15 protein-coding genes and 1 tRNA gene are annotated in these 15,173 nt (G+C 62.3%); 11 read left to right on the top strand and 5 right to left on the bottom strand.

Annotation, left to right across the window (positions count from 1 at the left end; translation table 11 throughout):
• Positions 1 to 9 precede the first annotated feature (9 nt).
• Positions 10 to 621: a TetR/AcrR family transcriptional regulator gene (locus tag BLS51_RS06355; protein WP_090176420.1), complete on the top strand. Its 612-nt coding sequence runs from the start codon at positions 10 to 12 to the stop codon at positions 619 to 621.
• Positions 622 to 705: 84 nt separating this feature from the next.
• Positions 706 to 1,413, top strand: coding sequence for a fumarylacetoacetate hydrolase family protein (locus BLS51_RS06350; RefSeq protein WP_090176424.1), 708 nt, complete (start codon positions 706 to 708; stop codon positions 1,411 to 1,413).
• Positions 1,414 to 1,418: 5 nt separating this feature from the next.
• Here BLS51_RS06350 and BLS51_RS06345 read toward each other — a convergent pair whose 3' ends face one another.
• On the bottom strand, positions 1,419 to 2,243 hold the full coding sequence (locus tag BLS51_RS06345) for an SIR2 family NAD-dependent protein deacylase (protein ID WP_090176428.1): 825 nt from the start codon (positions 2,241 to 2,243) through the stop codon (positions 1,419 to 1,421).
• A 69-nt stretch (positions 2,244 to 2,312) separates the two neighbouring features.
• Here BLS51_RS06345 and BLS51_RS06340 point away from each other — a divergent pair.
• Both BLS51_RS06340 and BLS51_RS29220 read left to right on the top strand, forming a co-directional pair.
• Positions 2,313 to 2,389: transfer RNA gene (locus tag BLS51_RS06340), tRNA-Pro, on the top strand.
• A gap of 90 nt (positions 2,390 to 2,479) precedes the next feature.
• Positions 2,480 to 2,695 carry a hypothetical protein gene (locus BLS51_RS29220; protein ID WP_139168657.1) on the top strand — a complete coding sequence of 72 codons (216 nt, stop codon included), beginning with the start codon at positions 2,480 to 2,482 and terminating at the stop codon, positions 2,693 to 2,695.
• On the opposite strand, the gene BLS51_RS06335 is transcribed toward BLS51_RS29220, so the two are convergent.
• Genes BLS51_RS06335 through BLS51_RS06320 form a run of 4 tightly spaced genes read right to left on the bottom strand, consistent with a single transcriptional unit; the run spans position 2,692 to position 5,444 of the window.
• Positions 2,692 to 2,967 (bottom strand): hypothetical protein, encoded by a 276-nt coding sequence (locus BLS51_RS06335; protein ID WP_139168656.1) that lies wholly within the window; start codon positions 2,965 to 2,967, stop codon positions 2,692 to 2,694. The two genes, BLS51_RS29220 and BLS51_RS06335, sit on opposite strands and share 4 nt — an antisense overlap.
• Positions 2,958 to 3,536, bottom strand: coding sequence for a TadE/TadG family type IV pilus assembly protein (locus BLS51_RS06330; RefSeq protein ID WP_090176434.1), 579 nt, complete (start codon positions 3,534 to 3,536; stop codon positions 2,958 to 2,960). The genes BLS51_RS06335 and BLS51_RS06330 overlap by 10 nt, the downstream gene beginning before the upstream one ends.
• Complete coding sequence (locus BLS51_RS06325) at positions 3,523 to 3,972, bottom strand: TadE/TadG family type IV pilus assembly protein (protein ID WP_090176437.1); 450 nt, start codon at positions 3,970 to 3,972, stop codon at positions 3,523 to 3,525. The genes BLS51_RS06330 and BLS51_RS06325 overlap by 14 nt, the downstream gene beginning before the upstream one ends.
• The gene (locus BLS51_RS06320) at positions 3,969 to 5,444 is read right to left on the bottom strand and encodes a pilus assembly protein TadG-related protein (RefSeq protein ID WP_229207370.1); all 1,476 of its coding nucleotides are present in this window, start codon (positions 5,442 to 5,444) and stop codon (positions 3,969 to 3,971) included. The genes BLS51_RS06325 and BLS51_RS06320 overlap by 4 nt, the downstream gene beginning before the upstream one ends.
• A 140-nt stretch (positions 5,445 to 5,584) precedes the next feature.
• Here BLS51_RS06320 and BLS51_RS06315 point away from each other — a divergent pair, with 140 nt between their 5' ends.
• From BLS51_RS06315 to BLS51_RS06285, 7 genes are all read left to right on the top strand, one after another.
• Positions 5,585 to 5,950, top strand: a complete 366-nt coding sequence (locus BLS51_RS06315; RefSeq protein WP_090176445.1) for a VOC family protein — start codon at positions 5,585 to 5,587, stop codon at positions 5,948 to 5,950.
• A gap of 215 nt (positions 5,951 to 6,165) precedes the next feature.
• Positions 6,166 to 7,437, top strand: a complete 1,272-nt coding sequence (locus BLS51_RS06310; RefSeq protein ID WP_373994308.1) for an ABC transporter substrate-binding protein — start codon at positions 6,166 to 6,168, stop codon at positions 7,435 to 7,437.
• A 51-nt stretch (positions 7,438 to 7,488) separates the two neighbouring features.
• The gene (locus tag BLS51_RS06305; protein ID WP_090176448.1) at positions 7,489 to 8,508 is read left to right on the top strand and encodes a LacI family DNA-binding transcriptional regulator; all 1,020 of its coding nucleotides are present in this window, start codon (positions 7,489 to 7,491) and stop codon (positions 8,506 to 8,508) included.
• Between the two features lie 74 nt (positions 8,509 to 8,582).
• On the top strand, positions 8,583 to 9,857 hold the full coding sequence (locus BLS51_RS06300; protein ID WP_090176453.1) for a glycoside hydrolase family 5 protein: 1,275 nt from the start codon (positions 8,583 to 8,585) through the stop codon (positions 9,855 to 9,857).
• Positions 9,854 to 11,218 (top strand): GH1 family beta-glucosidase, encoded by a 1,365-nt coding sequence (locus BLS51_RS06295; protein WP_090176456.1) that lies wholly within the window; start codon positions 9,854 to 9,856, stop codon positions 11,216 to 11,218. The genes BLS51_RS06300 and BLS51_RS06295 overlap by 4 nt, the downstream gene beginning before the upstream one ends.
• A 38-nt stretch (positions 11,219 to 11,256) precedes the next feature.
• A complete protein-coding gene (locus tag BLS51_RS06290) occupies positions 11,257 to 13,755 on the top strand; it encodes a glycoside hydrolase family 3 protein (protein WP_090176461.1) in 2,499 nt (832 codons plus the stop codon).
• 19 nt (positions 13,756 to 13,774) lie between these two features.
• A complete protein-coding gene (locus BLS51_RS06285) occupies positions 13,775 to 15,061 on the top strand; it encodes a sugar MFS transporter (protein WP_090176464.1) in 1,287 nt (428 codons plus the stop codon).
• The last annotated feature ends 112 nt before the right edge of the window (positions 15,062 to 15,173 follow it).

Genomic DNA, 15,173 nt, shown 5'->3' with positions numbered 1-15,173 from the left:
AGGACACCAATGAACACCCCGGTCAAACGACGCACAGACCCAGAGCGCGCGCAAAACCGCCGCAATCAGGTATTGCAGGCGGCCGCCGTGTGTTTTGCCCGTAGCGGCTTTCATGCCGCCAGCATGTCGGAGATCTCGAAAGAGGCCGGCATGAGCGCGGGCCACATCTACAACTACTTCGACAGCAAGGACGCCATCATCATGGCGTTTGTCGACCTGCACGCCGAGGATGTACTGATCAAGCTGGGTGAGCTGGACAGCCAGGAAGATCCGCTGCAATCGATGATCGACGGTGCGCCGGAACATATCGAACAACATCTTCATCCGCAGCCGACCGATCTGCCGCTGGAGATGTTTGCCGAAGCCGCGCGCAATCCGAAGATCGCCGAGGCGCTGCGTTGCGCCGACCGCAGAGTGGGGGAACGCTTCCGCCCGATCATCAAGCGCGAGCGCGAGAAGCGCGGGCTGTCTGTGGACGACGCCTTGCTGGATGGCCGCATCGATACCATGGTGTCGCTGTTCCAGGGCTTGTCGATCCGTGCCATACAGCGTCCCGACATGCAGCGCGACTCCCTTGTGGAAGGGTGGCGGGTCGCGCTGAAGGCCTTGCTGCTGACCTGATTTGTCTCTTAATGTTTCGCGCCGCTGCAAGGGCGCGCGCGCTGTTGTACCATGCATGATGTGTCTTTCCAGCTGAGGAGCATCATGACTTCCTACGTAATTCCCGCCCACGACATCGTCGGCCTGCCGGTAGCCGGTACTTCCGATTTGTTCCCTGTCCGCCGCGTCTACTGCGTCGGCCGCAACTACGCCGGCCATGCGCGTGAAATGGGTTCCGACCCGACGCGCGAGCCACCATTCTTCTTCTCCAAGCCCGGCGACGCGCAAGCCGTGGTGCCGGCCGCGCCGAACCGCGTGCTGGAGCTGCCGTATCCGCCGCTGACCGAAAACCTGCACTATGAATGTGAGCTGGTGGTCGCCATCGGCAAGGGCGGCGCGAATATCGCGGTGGCCGATGCGGCGTCGCACATCTTCGGCTACGCGGTCGGCTTCGACATGACGCGCCGCGACCTGCAATTCAAGATGCGTGACGCCGGCCGCCCATGGGAAATCGGCAAGGCGTTCGACTTTTCTGCGCCGATCGGCCTGATACATCGCGCTGATGAAGCGGGCGACATCAACAACGCCGCCATCCAGCTGGATGTGGATGGCGTGACCAAGCAGTCGTCGTCGATCTCGCAACTGATCTGGTCAATCAGCGAAACCATCGCCAACCTGTCGACCTACTTTACGCTGGCGCCTGGCGACCTGATTTTCAGCGGCACGCCGGAAGGTGTGGGCGCGGTGGTGCGCGGCAATGTCCTGGAAGGCAAGGTCGCCGGCCTGTCGCCGATCACGGTGAAATTGGTATAAACCGTTTATAGCAAAGCGTTGATTGCGCTCAACGCTTGCAATGATCCCGCCGCCAGCCCGACATCGCGCGGGCTGGCGACTTGCGGTTCACGCGGGTTGATGCGCACCATGCGGCCGTTGTAGTGACTGACGACCGACTGGCCGAAGTAGCGCACCGACGGTATCGCCACGCCTGCGCCCAGTTCGATCACCAGCGGACGCTCGGCCTGCCGCAACAGCCGGCTCAGGCGCGCTTCCTGCGCGGCGGCGCGGCGTTCGATCCAGCCGCCATCACCAAACATCAGGATATTCGGCCGCGCCAAGCCGCCACAATGTGGGCAGGTGGGCGGCGCGTTCATTAGCTGGCACGCGGAATTGTCGACTTGCGGCTTGTAAGCGTCCGCGCGCCAGATATCGGCGCCGCAGGGTTGCAAGCATTGCAGGTGGTGGATGGAACCGTGGCATTCATGAATGCGCTGCGGATCGAAGCCGGCGAGCTGGAACTGGCCATCGACATTGCTGGTGAAAACGCCGTAGCCATGTTCCATGCGCTCGCCCCATTGCTTCAGCAGGCGGAAACCCTCGTGCGGCACGGTGGCGCGGTACAGATTCAGGCGGTGACCGTAGAATCCCCATGCCAGCGCCGGGTCTTCATGAAAAGTCGATGGCGAGGCGACGCTGCTGAACGCCATGCGCGCCTGGGCGAGGGCGGGATAGGCCTTCCAGAAGCCCTCGTTGCCGCGAAAATCCGGCAGGCCGGAATCCACGCCGATGCCGGCGCCGGCGGCGGCGATCAACAGATCGGCTTGTTGGACGAGCGCGGCGGCGCGCTCAAGATCAGATGCGTGCATGCCACCATCTTAGCCGCGACAGGCAAACATGACAAATACTTAAACCCGCTGCTATAATTAGCTGTTCGTCGGGGCGTAGCGCAGCCTGGTAGCGTACGTGCATGGGGTGCACGGGGTCGGAGGTTCGAATCCTCTCGCCCCGACCAACAATCAAATCAAGGACTTAGGCCAGCCACTAGCTGGCCTTTTTCTTTTTCGGCTATGATGTTTTCTTTCGTCAATAACTGGGGAACGGTATGGCTGATTGGGATTGGAGTAGTACGTCCGCAAGGGAATCGCTGGTGCTGCCGCGCGTGGATGCGCTGGCGATTTACGCCAACAGCAGCGGAGAAATCGTGCTGCGCCAGCAGGGCATGGACGGGAACGAAGACAGCATCATCATCATCCCCAAAACCCAGGCGCAACACGTGGTCACGGCGATTTCTGAAATGCTCGCGGACAAGCCGAACTAGCCGACGAACAGTTTCAGCAGTGACGGCAGTAGCTGCGTGACAAAGATCGCTCCCACCACCCATATGATGATGGACGACTTTGCCTCGGCGAGGGCCGCTTTCAGTTCGCCTTTCAGCTCTGCGATATCGGTCTTGGTGGCGCTATTCGCTTTAAGAAAGGCGATATCCAGCTTGATGGCTGCGACATCCGCTTCGAGTTTCCCCAGGCACGCTTCGATATTCATGCGCCAAGCGTATGCCTCGGGCCTCTCGTCGTCAAATTTCATGGACATAACGTGCTCCCCGGTTGAAAGCCGAGTGACTCGGCTTTTGCCAGCGTAACGGCTTGCGGCAAGCTGAAATTGATGCCGCTCAAAGGGAACATGGGCTGGTAGGCGACCTCGCCGCAGTCTTGCGTGCCCGGCGCGCAGATGCGAGCACGCACCAGGCGGATGCAACTGGCGCCGTAGGGATTGCTGATGCAGTTGAGGCGCGCCTGCGCCGGGCAGGCCGGCAGGCTGCCCGCCGGAATCTGAGATGGCGTCAGGCTGCCATCCGCATTGCGCGTCAGCGACAGGTAGTCGATGCGCACATGCGCATCGCTGACCGGCGCACCCAGCAGCAACGTGCCGGCGCTGTCGCGCATGACGGCTGATTGCCGCACGCCGTTCATCACCGCCGGGCTGCTGAAATCGCTGACAGCCGCCGCGTAAGCTGCGCGTCGCGTGACCTCCTGCAAGGTATTCCACAGGTACAGCGCCCGTGCCGCTTCCAGCACGAAAAACATCACACCGATAAAAATCACCACGCACAGCGCGAATTCCGCCACGGTGGCGCCGCGTTGGCGTTCAGTTGCCCACATAGCGCACATTGTGGCTGGCCCGCACGCGGATGTTGCCGAGATTGCCGGCGTAGTCGGACAGTCCGCTCGGCACTTCGATCATGACGACGACCGTAACCATGGCCGGCACATAGTTGAACAGCGCGCTGCAAGGTACGCCGTCGCAGGTGACGGCAACGATCAGGTTGCCCGGCGCAGGTGCGAGCGCGCCCAGTTCCTGTTCGATCAGATGGCTGGCCAGCGCCACCTCCTGCGCCGCCAGTTGGGGATTCTTCATATTCACCGCCGGCACGCTGGACAGGTAGCGGGCGCCAGCCCAAGCCGCCTTCTGCACCACTTCATAGTTATACATGACGCGACCATAAAACGTCAGCACGACCAGCATGGACAGCAGCACCGGCAATGACAGCGCCAGTTCCAGCGCGACCACGCCGCCTTGCCGGCGTCGGCTGTTCATGGCTGCAACTCCGGCACGCCGCTCAGCGACGATGGCGGCGCGATGCCGGCAAACTCCGCGCTCAGACTGCTGGCGGTGGCAGGCACCGCCATGAAGAAGCGGCCCACGCCCAGCACGGTGGCGCTGGCCGTGGCGCCGGCCGGCACCGGGCAAGCCAGCAGCGCGACATTGAGCATGCGCCGGTTGGCGACGCCGGGCTGGCGCGCTGGCGCGGGCGCCTGGAAATTGCTGCCGCTGGCCTGGTTGTATGGTGTGGCGGTGCTCTTGTTGTTCGGGTAGCCGCTGGCGGCTGGCGGTCCGGGTGTGTACAGGCTGGACCATGCGCTGGTGGCGAACACGCTGTAGCCGGCGGCAGGCTCCACCGGCTGCGCCACGTAAGCCGAGTAGGGCACGGCTCTGGCGCCCGCCCACAACAGGCCGTATTGTGATGCGGTGTTGCTGGCGTCGCCGGGCAGGGGATCGGCGCGCGTCCATAAGCGTGTGCCGCCACTGGTCCAGCTGGCCGCAGTTTGCGCTGCCGGCGCCGGTGTCATCCAGGCCGGTGTCGTTGGATAGGGCTTGATGTTGCTGTCGGGCGGCGCGGTTTCCGGCATGCAGGCATTGGCGCTGTAGTCGTCGAAACGCGCGTTCAGGTGCTGGTATAGCGCGGCGAGCGGAAAGCCGCGCTGCACGGTCAGCGTGCCGCCGATGACGGTCGGCATGGCCAACTGGCCGGCGCAAACGAAGGGGCCAACCACGGCGGTGGCGAAGTCCGCTGCGTTGCCGGACATGCCGGGCGAGGCCAAAGGATCGATGAGGAAGTTTTCCGGCGTCAGGCCGTGTGGATTCAGATTCATCAGGTCGTAGGCAACGCCGCGACGGAAGCCGAATTCCACCAGTTCGTTGAAGCTGGCATTGCCGCTGACATTGGCGCGCGAGGCTGCTGCTGCCGTCGATTGCGCGCAGATCGCCAGTGGCGTCACCAGCGTCGCTGCGCGTCCGGCCACCGCGCGCGCGGCGGTGTAGCTGGCGCCACGTCCTCTGCCGCCAAGATGCATGAAAACCGCGTCCACCAGGCCGGGGTCGGAAGCCAGCCGGCGGGTATCGATTTTGGCGTACATCATGCGCGCTGGTGCGCCTTGGGCGGCGGCGACATCGGCCCAGCCGTCGTCCGGCGTAGCCGGTGTGGCGGCGAAGCGCAAGGCGTCATTGGACCAGCTCACCGTGGACAGATTGTAGCGATAAGGCAGCCTGCTGGCCGCCGTTGCGGCCGCCGTGACAGCGTTGGCGATGCCGCTTTCGGTGCCGTTCAGTTCGCGCGCGGCGGCGAGGGCGGTAGCGTCCGCCAGTATCTGTAGTTCCGCCTTGCGGTTGTAGAGCTGCGCCAGGTCCAGCGCCAGCCCGAGCAGGGCCAGCATGCCAAGCAGCGTCGCGCCACACAGGATGGCGATCACGCCGCGCTGGCGGCGCCGGGACGGATGGAAAACAAGCACAGTCTTCTCCTGGCGAGGGGCACCGTCCAATTTTATCCAGCAGGAAATATTAACTGTTGACCAGGCGCAAGGCTCCTGACAGAAACTGTCATGACCTGGCCGTACCATGGCTGCATTGCCAACCTTGAACGGAGAACCACATGAGCCCTGATTACGTGCTGTTATACGTCGATAATGCTGTCGCCAGCGAAGCCTTCTACATCGACCTGCTGAGTCTGCAGCCAGTGCAGTCGTCGCCAACCTTTGTGCTGTTTGTGCTGGCGTCCGGCATGAAGCTGGGCCTGTGGTCGCGCCATACGGCCGAGCCCAAGGTGCTGGCCAACGGCGGCGGCAGCGAGCTGGTGTTTGCGGTGGACGACCGCAGCGTGGTCAACGATATGTATGCTGACTGGTCGGCGCGCGGCCTGGCCATCGCCCAGCGGCCGACTGCGGCGGACTTCGGTTACACCTTCGTGGCGCTGGATCGCGATGGCCACCGCCTGCGCGTGCTGGTGCTGGAAGTATGATGAAAGCGGCTGCGGCCGCTTTTTTACTTGTTGTTTCCGTTGACACTCAAAATCAAGGGGTGCTATATTTGCCACAGGATTGGGAACGTTTCCAATCCCGTTTGACGCGCACCCTCGTCTCTTCGCCCCGCGAAGTTGCCGGCGCCTTGGACGGCGCCGGTTTTTTTCCCGGTTGAAGACCGTAGCACCCTATAAAAAAGACAGACGGAGACTGGATGGACAAGCACACCACGGGCGCGCCACGACGCGCCTGGATGTTGCGCCCGGCGCTGGCTGCGCTGGCGCTGATGCTGGGCGGCGGTGCCCAAGCTGCTGCCGCGACCGCACCGAAGGCGGAAGTGATGCACTGGTGGACTTCCAGCAGCGAATCGGCCGCCGTGCGCAAGTTCGCCGACGCCTACCGCGCCGCCGGCGGCGTGTGGGGCGATACGGCGATTGCCGGCGCTGACCAGGCCAAGGCGGTGGCCATCAACCGCATCGTCGGCGGCAATCCGCCCACGGCCGCGCAATTCAACACTACCAAACAATTCCGCGACCTGATCGATCAGGGCTCGCTGAATAACGTCGACGATATCGCCATCCGTGACCGCTGGGAGCAGCTGATGCCGCAGCCGGTGCTGGATGTCATCAAGGTCAAGGGCCACTTCTACGCGGTGCCGGTGGACATTCATATGTCGACCTGGATCTGGTATTCGAAGGCGGCGTTCCAGAAGGCTGGCATCGCCAAGGAGCCGGCCACGCCGGACGAGCTGTTCGCCGCGCTGGACAAGCTGAAAGCGGCCGGCCTGGTCGGCCTGGCGCACGGCGGCCAACCGTGGCAGGAGAACATCCTGTTCCAGGCCATGCTGGCGAATATCGGCGGCAAAGACTTGTACCTGCAAGTGCTGCGCGACCGCAATCCGAAAGCGATCAACTCGGAAACCTTCAAGAAAGTGCTGCTGGCCTTCAAGCGCCTGCAAGGCTATGTGGACACCGGCTCGCCGAACCGCAACTGGAACGACGCCACCGCGATGCTCATCAACGGCAAGGCGGGCGTGCAGATCATGGGCGACTGGGCCAAGGGCGAATTCGCCGCCGCGAAGCAGACCGCCGGCAAGGACTTCGGCTGCATCGCCGGCCTGGGGCCGAACGTGCCGTACCTGATCCAGGGCGACGCCTTTGTCTTCCCGAAGACAAAGAATCCGGACGCGGTGCGCGCGCAAAAGCTGCTGGCCACCACCATGCTGGCGCCGGGCGCGCAGCTGGAGTTCAACAAGATCAAGGGTTCGCTGCCAATACTGAGCAATGTCGATGCCTCCAGCATGGACGTGTGCGCGCAGGCCGGCATGGCGATCCTGAAGGACAAGTCGCGCGCGGTCGGCATGATCGAAGTGCACCTGACGCCTGACCAGAACGGCGCCTTGCAGGATGTGCTGACCACCTACTGGAATACCCGCATGACGGTGGAAAGGGCGCAGAAGGGCGTCGCCTCCGCCTTGATGGATTGACCCGTCCGGGTTATCCTTGCCGCCGCATAGACAGAACGGATAAGGGAATTTGTGGCAACCATCAAAGACGTAGCCCGGCTGGCGGGCGTGGGTTTAGGGACCGCCTCGCGCGTCATCAGCGGCAAGGGATCGGTATCGAAGACCACGCAGGAGAAAGTGCTGAAGGCGATCGAGGAACTGGAGTTCCGTCCATCGCACGCGGCGCGCTCGCTGTTGTCGGGGACGACGCAGATGGTTGGCGTGTACATCCCTTACCTGAGCGGCACGTTCTACACGCCGATTCTGCAAGCGATCTACACCGCGCTGCGCGAAGCGGGCCTGAACATGGTGGTGGCTTTCGGCGTTGGCGACGGCGATGCGCGCAACCAGGCGATCGATGGCCTGAATTTCCTGATCGAGCGCGGCAGCGATGGGCTGATCGTGATGAGCAGCGAGATGATGGACGAGGACATTGTGGCGCTCGGACCGTTCCAGTCGCGCGTGGTGGTGATTAACCAGGCCTTTCCCAGCATTGCGAAGCAGTGCTTTACGGTGGACCACGAGGCCGGCGGGCGGCTGGCGGCGCGCACCTTGCTGGATGCGGGACACCGCAAGATCGCGGTGATTGCGGGCCGCGCGGCGGCAACCGACAACCAGCAGCGTATCGCCGGTTTCAAGGCGGAGCTGGAGGAGGCCGGCGTCGACACGCGCAAGATGTGGCTGGCCGACGGCGACTTTACGCCGGAAGGTGGCTGGACCTGTGCGGAAAAGCTGTTGCAGTCGGGTGAAGAATTTACAGCGCTGTTTTGCGCCAATGATGAAATGGCGGTAGGCGCCTTGTCGATGTTCCAGAAGGCGGGCGTGCAGGTGCCGCAGCAGGTGTCGGTGCTTGGTTACGATGATACGCACAGCGCGGAGTTCACCGCGCCGCAGCTGACCAGCGTGCATATTCCGTGGAGCGAGATGACGATGAGCGGCTTGAATTATCTGCTGAACCATTGCTACGGTTTGAAGCGTCCGGTGGCGCGTGAATACCGCCTGCATGTGGCTGAACGGGCGTCCCTGGCTTCGGTGGCGCGTAAAAAGAAGTAAAGATCGAGAGCACGCGCTGTCCGCATGCTCTTTTTTTACAGTATATTGGAAACGATTCCATCAACGGAGACGGCATGCTGATAAAACGACTGGTAATTCTGGCTGCATTCCTGCTGGCCGGCGCGGCGCAAGCGCAAGGCGGCTTGCCGATGTTGCGCACCGAAGGCACGAAATGGCTGGCCGCCGATGGCACGCAAACGCCGCTGCGTGGCGTCAATCTGGGCAATTACCTGATCCAGGAATTCTGGATGATGGGGCAGGATACCAAGGCCGTGAACGATCAGTGCAAGCTGGAGGCGGTGCTGGACCGGCGCTTCGGCTACGAGAAGCGCGACCGCCTGTACACGCTGTTCCGCGATAACTGGATCAAGGAGCGCGACTGGGACATGCTGCGCAAGCTGAATCTGAACCTGGTGCGGCTGCCGTTCATTTACAGCGTGGTGGAGGACGAGAAGCATCCGCGCCAGCTGCGTGCCGACGCCTGGAAATACCTGGATAACGCCATCGAACAGGCCGAGAAGCGCGGCATGTATGTGATCCTGGACCTGCACGGCGCCGTCGGTAGCCAGGGCTGGGAACATCACAGCGGCTGCGCGGGACAGAACAAATACTGGGACACGCCGGAATACCAGGCGCGCACCATCTGGCTGTGGCAGCAGATCGCCGCGCGCTACAAGGATCGCGGCGCGGTGGCCGGCTACAGCATCCTGAACGAACCATGGGGCACCACGCCGGAGAATCTGGCGGTGGTCATGGGCACGCTGTACAAGGCAATCCGCGAGATTGACCGCAACCACGTCATCATCCTGCCTGGCCATAGCAAGGGCATCGACGCTTATGGCAAGCCGTCCGAGCATGGCATGAGCAATGTCGCCTTCGAGATGCATCCGTATCCCGGCCACTTCGGCTGGGGCAAGCCGGGGCTGGCGGTGCACAAGAACTGGCTGCAATGCACCGGCGAAGGTGACAACGTTTGCAAATGGAAGGCGCGGCTGGACGGCCTGGATACCGCCTTCTTCGTCGGCGAATTCCAGCCGTGGGCCTTCATGGGGCCCGAGCTTGGCGGCCAGTTGCTGCGCGTGACTTACGACACCTATGTCGCCAATGGCTGGGCCTCAACCGCGTGGGCCTACAAGCTGGTGACCAACAAGGGCGGACAGGGCAAGGGTACCTGGGGCCTGGTCACCAATGCGCCCGGCGCAAAAATTCCACAACTAGATTTCAACAAGGCCTCGCTGGCCGACATCGAAAAACTTTTCCGCCTGTTTGGCAGCGTGCCGTATGAGCCGCAGCAGACTGCCATCCAGTGGATGAACTCTCCAACATCGCCTACTCCTTTCAAACCATGACCATGATTCTTACTGACCTGCCTACGGCGATCAAGCGCTCCGACTTTGCCAGCGACTTCTTGTGGGGTGTCTCCACATCGGCTTACCAGATCGAAGGCGCTGCCGCCGTTGATGGCCGCGTGCCGTCGATCTGGGATACCTTTTCCGCCACGCCGGGCAAGATCCGCGACGGCTCCACCGGCGCTGTCGCCTGCGATCACTATCACCGCTGGGAGGAAGATCTGGACCTGGCACAGTCGATGGGCCTGAACGTCTACCGGTTCTCGATTGCGTGGACGCGGATTTTCAATGGCGTGGACGCGGAGCCGAATGCGAAGGGACTGGCGTTCTATTCGAAGCTGGTGGACGGCATGCTGGCGCGCGGCTTGCAGCCATGGTGCACGCTGTATCACTGGGATCTGCCGCAATATATCCAGGATCAGGGTGGATGGAATAACCGCGATACCATCAAGCTTTATTTGCAATATGTGGACGTGATCACCAGGCATCTGGGCGACCGCATCAAGCACTGGATCACCCACAACGAACCTTGGTGCACAGCGATGCACGGCAACTGGGATGGCATGCACGCACCGGGCAACAAGTCGCTGCCGCTGGCGCTGCAAGTCTGCCACAACGTGCTGGTGTCACATGGACATGCTGTGCCGCTGATCCGCGCCAATGTGCCGGACGCGAAGGTCGGCATCGCATTGAGCTTGCATCCGGTGAAACCGGCCAGCGACAGCGCGGAGGATATCGCCGCCGTCTCGCGCCACGATGCGCTGCGCAATCGCTGGTTCCTCGACGTGCTGTATGGCCGCGGCTATCCGGCGGAAGCGCTGGCGCTGGTTGGCGCCGATGCGCCGGTGATTGAGCCGGGCGACATGGAAGCGATCGCCGTGCCGTGTGATTTCCTCGGTGTGAACTACTACTTCCCGGAAGAGGTGGCGAACGCGCCGGAAGACTACCCGCTGCGCACCAGGATCGTGTATCCGCAAGACCGCCAGCGCACCGACTTCGGCTGGGAAGTGTCGCCGGACGGCATGGTGACGCTGCTGGAACGCGTTGCGCGCGATTATCCGACCGGCGACTTGTATGTCACCGAAAATGGCTCGTCCTACGACGACCATCTTGAAGGCGGTGTGGTGCAGGATACCGCGCGGCGTGATTACCTGATCCGCCACCTGGCAGCGATGCGCGATGCGATTGCCGCCGGCAGCAAGATCAAAGGCTATTTCGCCTGGAGCCTGCTGGACAACTTCGAATGGGCGGAAGGCTATCTGCGCCGCTTCGGACTGACCTATATCGACTATGCAACGCAGCGACGCATCGTCAAGCAAAGCGGCGAGTGGTACAGCGCCTTCGTGCGCGGCAAAAACTAAACATCAATAACTAAACATCAATAACGGAGACACATACAATGAATAACCACATCCTGCGCCGCGCTGTTGTTGCGGCCACGCTGGCGCTGGGCGCCAATGTCATCGCCGCACCAGCCACCAAGCCTTTGACCGACTGGCCGCACATCACCAGCGCCGTCAAGCAGGACAAGGCGATGGAAGCGCGCATCAAGGAGATCGTCGCCGGTATGACGCTGGCGCAGAAGATCGGCCAGATGACGCAGCCGGAAATCAAATTCAGCACGCCGGAAGATATCCGCAAATACTACATTGGCTCGGTGCTGAATGGTGGCGGCAGCTGGCCGCAGGGGAATAAGCACGCCAGCGCAGCCGACTGGGTCAAGCTGGCCGACGCCTATTACGACGCTTCGGTGAGCACCGACATGAAGGTGCAGATTCCCGTCATCTGGGGCATCGATGCCATGCATGGCAACTCGAATATGTACGGCGCCACGCTGTTCCCGCATAACATCGGCCTGGGCGCTGCGCGCGATCCGAAGCTGATCGGCGAGATGGCGAAGTCGGTCGCACGCGCGGTGCGCGCCACCGGCATCGACTGGGTGTTTGCACCGACGCTGGCGGTGGTGCGTGACGACCGCTGGGGACGTACTTACGAAAGCTTCTCCGAAGATCCGGCCATCGTCAAAGACTATGCGGGCGTCTACGTCAAAGGTCTGCAAGGCGACTTGAAATCCGATAACACGGTGGTGGCCACCGCCAAGCACTTTGTTGGCGATGGCGGCACCTTTGAAGGCAAGGACCGTGGCGTCAACAAGTCCGCCAACGAAGAGATGATCAACATCCACGCGCAGGGGTATTATCCGGCGTTGGCTGCTGGCGTGCAGACCGTGATGGCGTCCTTCAACAGCTGGAATGACTACGGCAAACTGCATGGCAGCCGCGAGCTGCTGACCGTTGCGCTAAAGGAGAAGATGGGCTTCGACGGCCTGGTGGTCAGCGACTGGAATGGCATTGGCGAAGTGGCCGGCTGCGCGGAAGACAGCTGCGCTGCATCGATCAATGCGGGCGTCGACCTGGTGATGGTGCCGGAGAAGTGGAAGAGCTTCATCGCCAACACCATCGCGCAGGTAGAGAAGGGCGAGATTCCGATGTCGCGCATCGATGATGCGGTGACCCGCATCCTGCGCGTCAAGCTGCGCGCCGGCCTGTTCGACGGCAAGAAGCCTTCACAGAACATCTACGCCGGCAAGCAGGAAGCGATGCAGGACCGCGCGCTGGCGCGCAAGGCAGTACAGGAATCGCTGGTGCTGCTGAAGAATAACGGCGGCGTGTTGCCGCTGGCGCGCGGCAAGAAGATACTGGTGGTCGGCAAGAGCGCCGACAACATGGCCAATCAATCGGGCGGCTGGTCGCTGACCTGGCAGGGCACTGACAACAAGAACAGCGACTATCCGTTCAGCGACACCATCCTGGCTGGCGTGCAAGAAGTCGCCGGCAAGGACAACGTCACGTATAGCGAGAATGCCGCCGGTGTCGATGTCAGCAAGTATGACGCAGTGATCGCGGTGATCGGCGAAACGCCATACGCCGAGGGCGACGGCGATATCGGCCCGGCTGGCACGCTGCGCCTGTCGGGCCGTCATCCGGAAGACCTGGCGGTGTTGCAGGCCGTAGCGGGCAAAGGCAAGCCGGTGGTGACGCTGCTGATTTCCGGCCGTCCGCTGTACACCAACGATATCCTCAACCTGTCGGACAGCGTGGTGGCCGCGTGGCTGCCGGGCACCGAAGGCAAGGGCGTCAGCGATGTGCTGTTCCGCAAGGCGAACGGCAAGGTCAATCTGGACTTCCGCGGCAAGCTGTCGTTCTCGTGGCCGAAGTCGGCCTGCCAGACGCCGCTGAACATCGGCGATGCTGGCTACGATCCACTGTTCAAATATGGCTATGGTCTGAATTACAGCAGCAAGGCGACGGTGCCGCAGCTGGACACCAGTTATCCGGAAGGCGGTTGCGGCAAGTCGCTGGCGGTGCCGGTGTACAATCCGACCGACCGCGCGACGTATGGCCTGTATGTCAGCAGCGGCGGCCAGCGCGTGGCGCTGGGGGCGGACTTGAACGCGGTGTTCAACCTGCCGACCGTGAAAGTGGAAACTGCGCAGATCAACACCCAGCAGGACGCCAAGCGCCTGACCTGGACCGGCGCGGCGAAACTGGAAGCACAGGCCAGCAAGGCGCGCAAGCTGCCGGCGTTTGCCAGCACCGACGGCGCGCTGCAGTTTGATACCATCGTGACGGTCGCGCCGCAGGGCAAGGTCTTGGTGGGCATGGAGACAACGGAGCTGGATGCCAGCGAAGTGTTGAAGCAACTGGTGGGCAAGGGCAAGCAGACGGTGAAGATTCCGTTGGCCTGCTTTGCCGCCAAGGGCTTGCCGCTGGCGGCATTCAGTACGCCGTTCAGCATCGCCGCCGATGCGCCGTTTACGGCGACGTTCGCCAACATCCAGATCGTTGGCGGCGCCGCCAAGGACAAGGATGCGCTGGCGTGCGCGGATCTTAAATAATAAAAGGAGAAGGTAAAGCATGGAACATTATTCGCAAACTGCGGTGGCGCCGGGGCAGTCACAGACTGCCGGTGGAAATACCGGGCCGCTGGTCATCGTTACTATCCTGTTCTTCATGTGGGGCTTGCTCACGTCGCTGAACGACGTGCTGATCCCGCACCTGAAGGCGGTGTACACGCTGACCTATGTGCAGGCGATGCTGGTGCAGTTCTGCTTCTTCGGCGCCTACTTCATCGTCTCGCTGCCTGCGGGCATGCTGATCAAGAAGCTCGGCTACCAGAATGGCGCCGTGGCCGGACTGACGATAGCAGCTGCCGGCTGCGTGTTGTTCTATCCGGCGGCGACCAGCGGCTACACGCTGTTCCTGATTGCCTTCTTCGTGCTGGCGGGTGGCATCACCATTTTGCAGGTGGCGGCCAATCCGTATGTGGCGGCGCTGGGTGATCCGCGCACGGCGTCCAGCCGGCTGACGCTGACGCAGGCCTTCAACTCGCTGGGTACCACCGTGGCGCCTGCGTTGGGCGGCATGCTGATATTGGGCGGCGGCGTTTTGAGCGCTGTTGATCTGGCCAAGCTGCCGGAAGTGGAGCAGGCCGCGTATCGCGCCAAGGAAGCGGCCAGTGTGCAAGGCCCTTATCTGGTGCTGGCTGCCGCGCTGCTGGTGCTGGCCGTCCTGTTCGCGCTGGCGCGCCTGCCGAAGATCGTCGACGCTGAACAGGCGGGCGCGCAAGGCACCTTTGCCGATGCGCTGAAACACCGACATCTGGCGCTGGGCGTCGTGGCGATCTTCCTGTACGTCGGCGGCGAAGTGTCGATTGGCAGCTTCCTGATCAACTTCCTCGGCGAGCCGCATGTGGCGGGCCTGACGGCGGAGACGGCGGCCCATTACGTCAGCTTCTACTGGGGCGGCGCGATGATCGGCCGTTTCATCGGCTTCGCGGTGATGCGCACCGTCAGCCCAGGCAAGGCGCTGGCCTTCAACTCGGCGGCGGTGATTGTGCTGGTGCTGCTGGCGATCTTCAGCAGCGGTTCGCTGGCGATGTGGTCGATTCTGGCGGTGGGCCTGTTCAACTCCATCATGTTCCCGACCATCTTCTCGATGGCGCTGAATAAACTGGGTCCGCTGACCGGCCAGGGTTCCGGCGTGCTGTGCATGGCGATCGTCGGTGGTGCGCTGGTGCCGTTTGCGCAGGGCTACCTGGCGGACACCGTCAGCCTGCAACTGTCGTTCCTGGTGCCGGCCGCTTGCTATCTGTTCATCCTGTATTTCGGTCTGAAGTACGCGAATATGTACACCGAAAAATAAGCCATTTTTGTTCGATTGGATTGCCTTTTAGGTAAGCACTTCTAATCCCGGCTTTTCTGAATCGTGCGCAATGACCTTGGTTGAGTTGACTGTCTAAAATCGGTTCATCTCA

Source organism: Duganella sp. OV510 (assembly GCF_900100205.1).
GTDB lineage: Bacteria > Pseudomonadota > Gammaproteobacteria > Burkholderiales > Burkholderiaceae_D > Rugamonas.
This window is presented reverse-complemented; position numbering and strand designations above follow the sequence as displayed.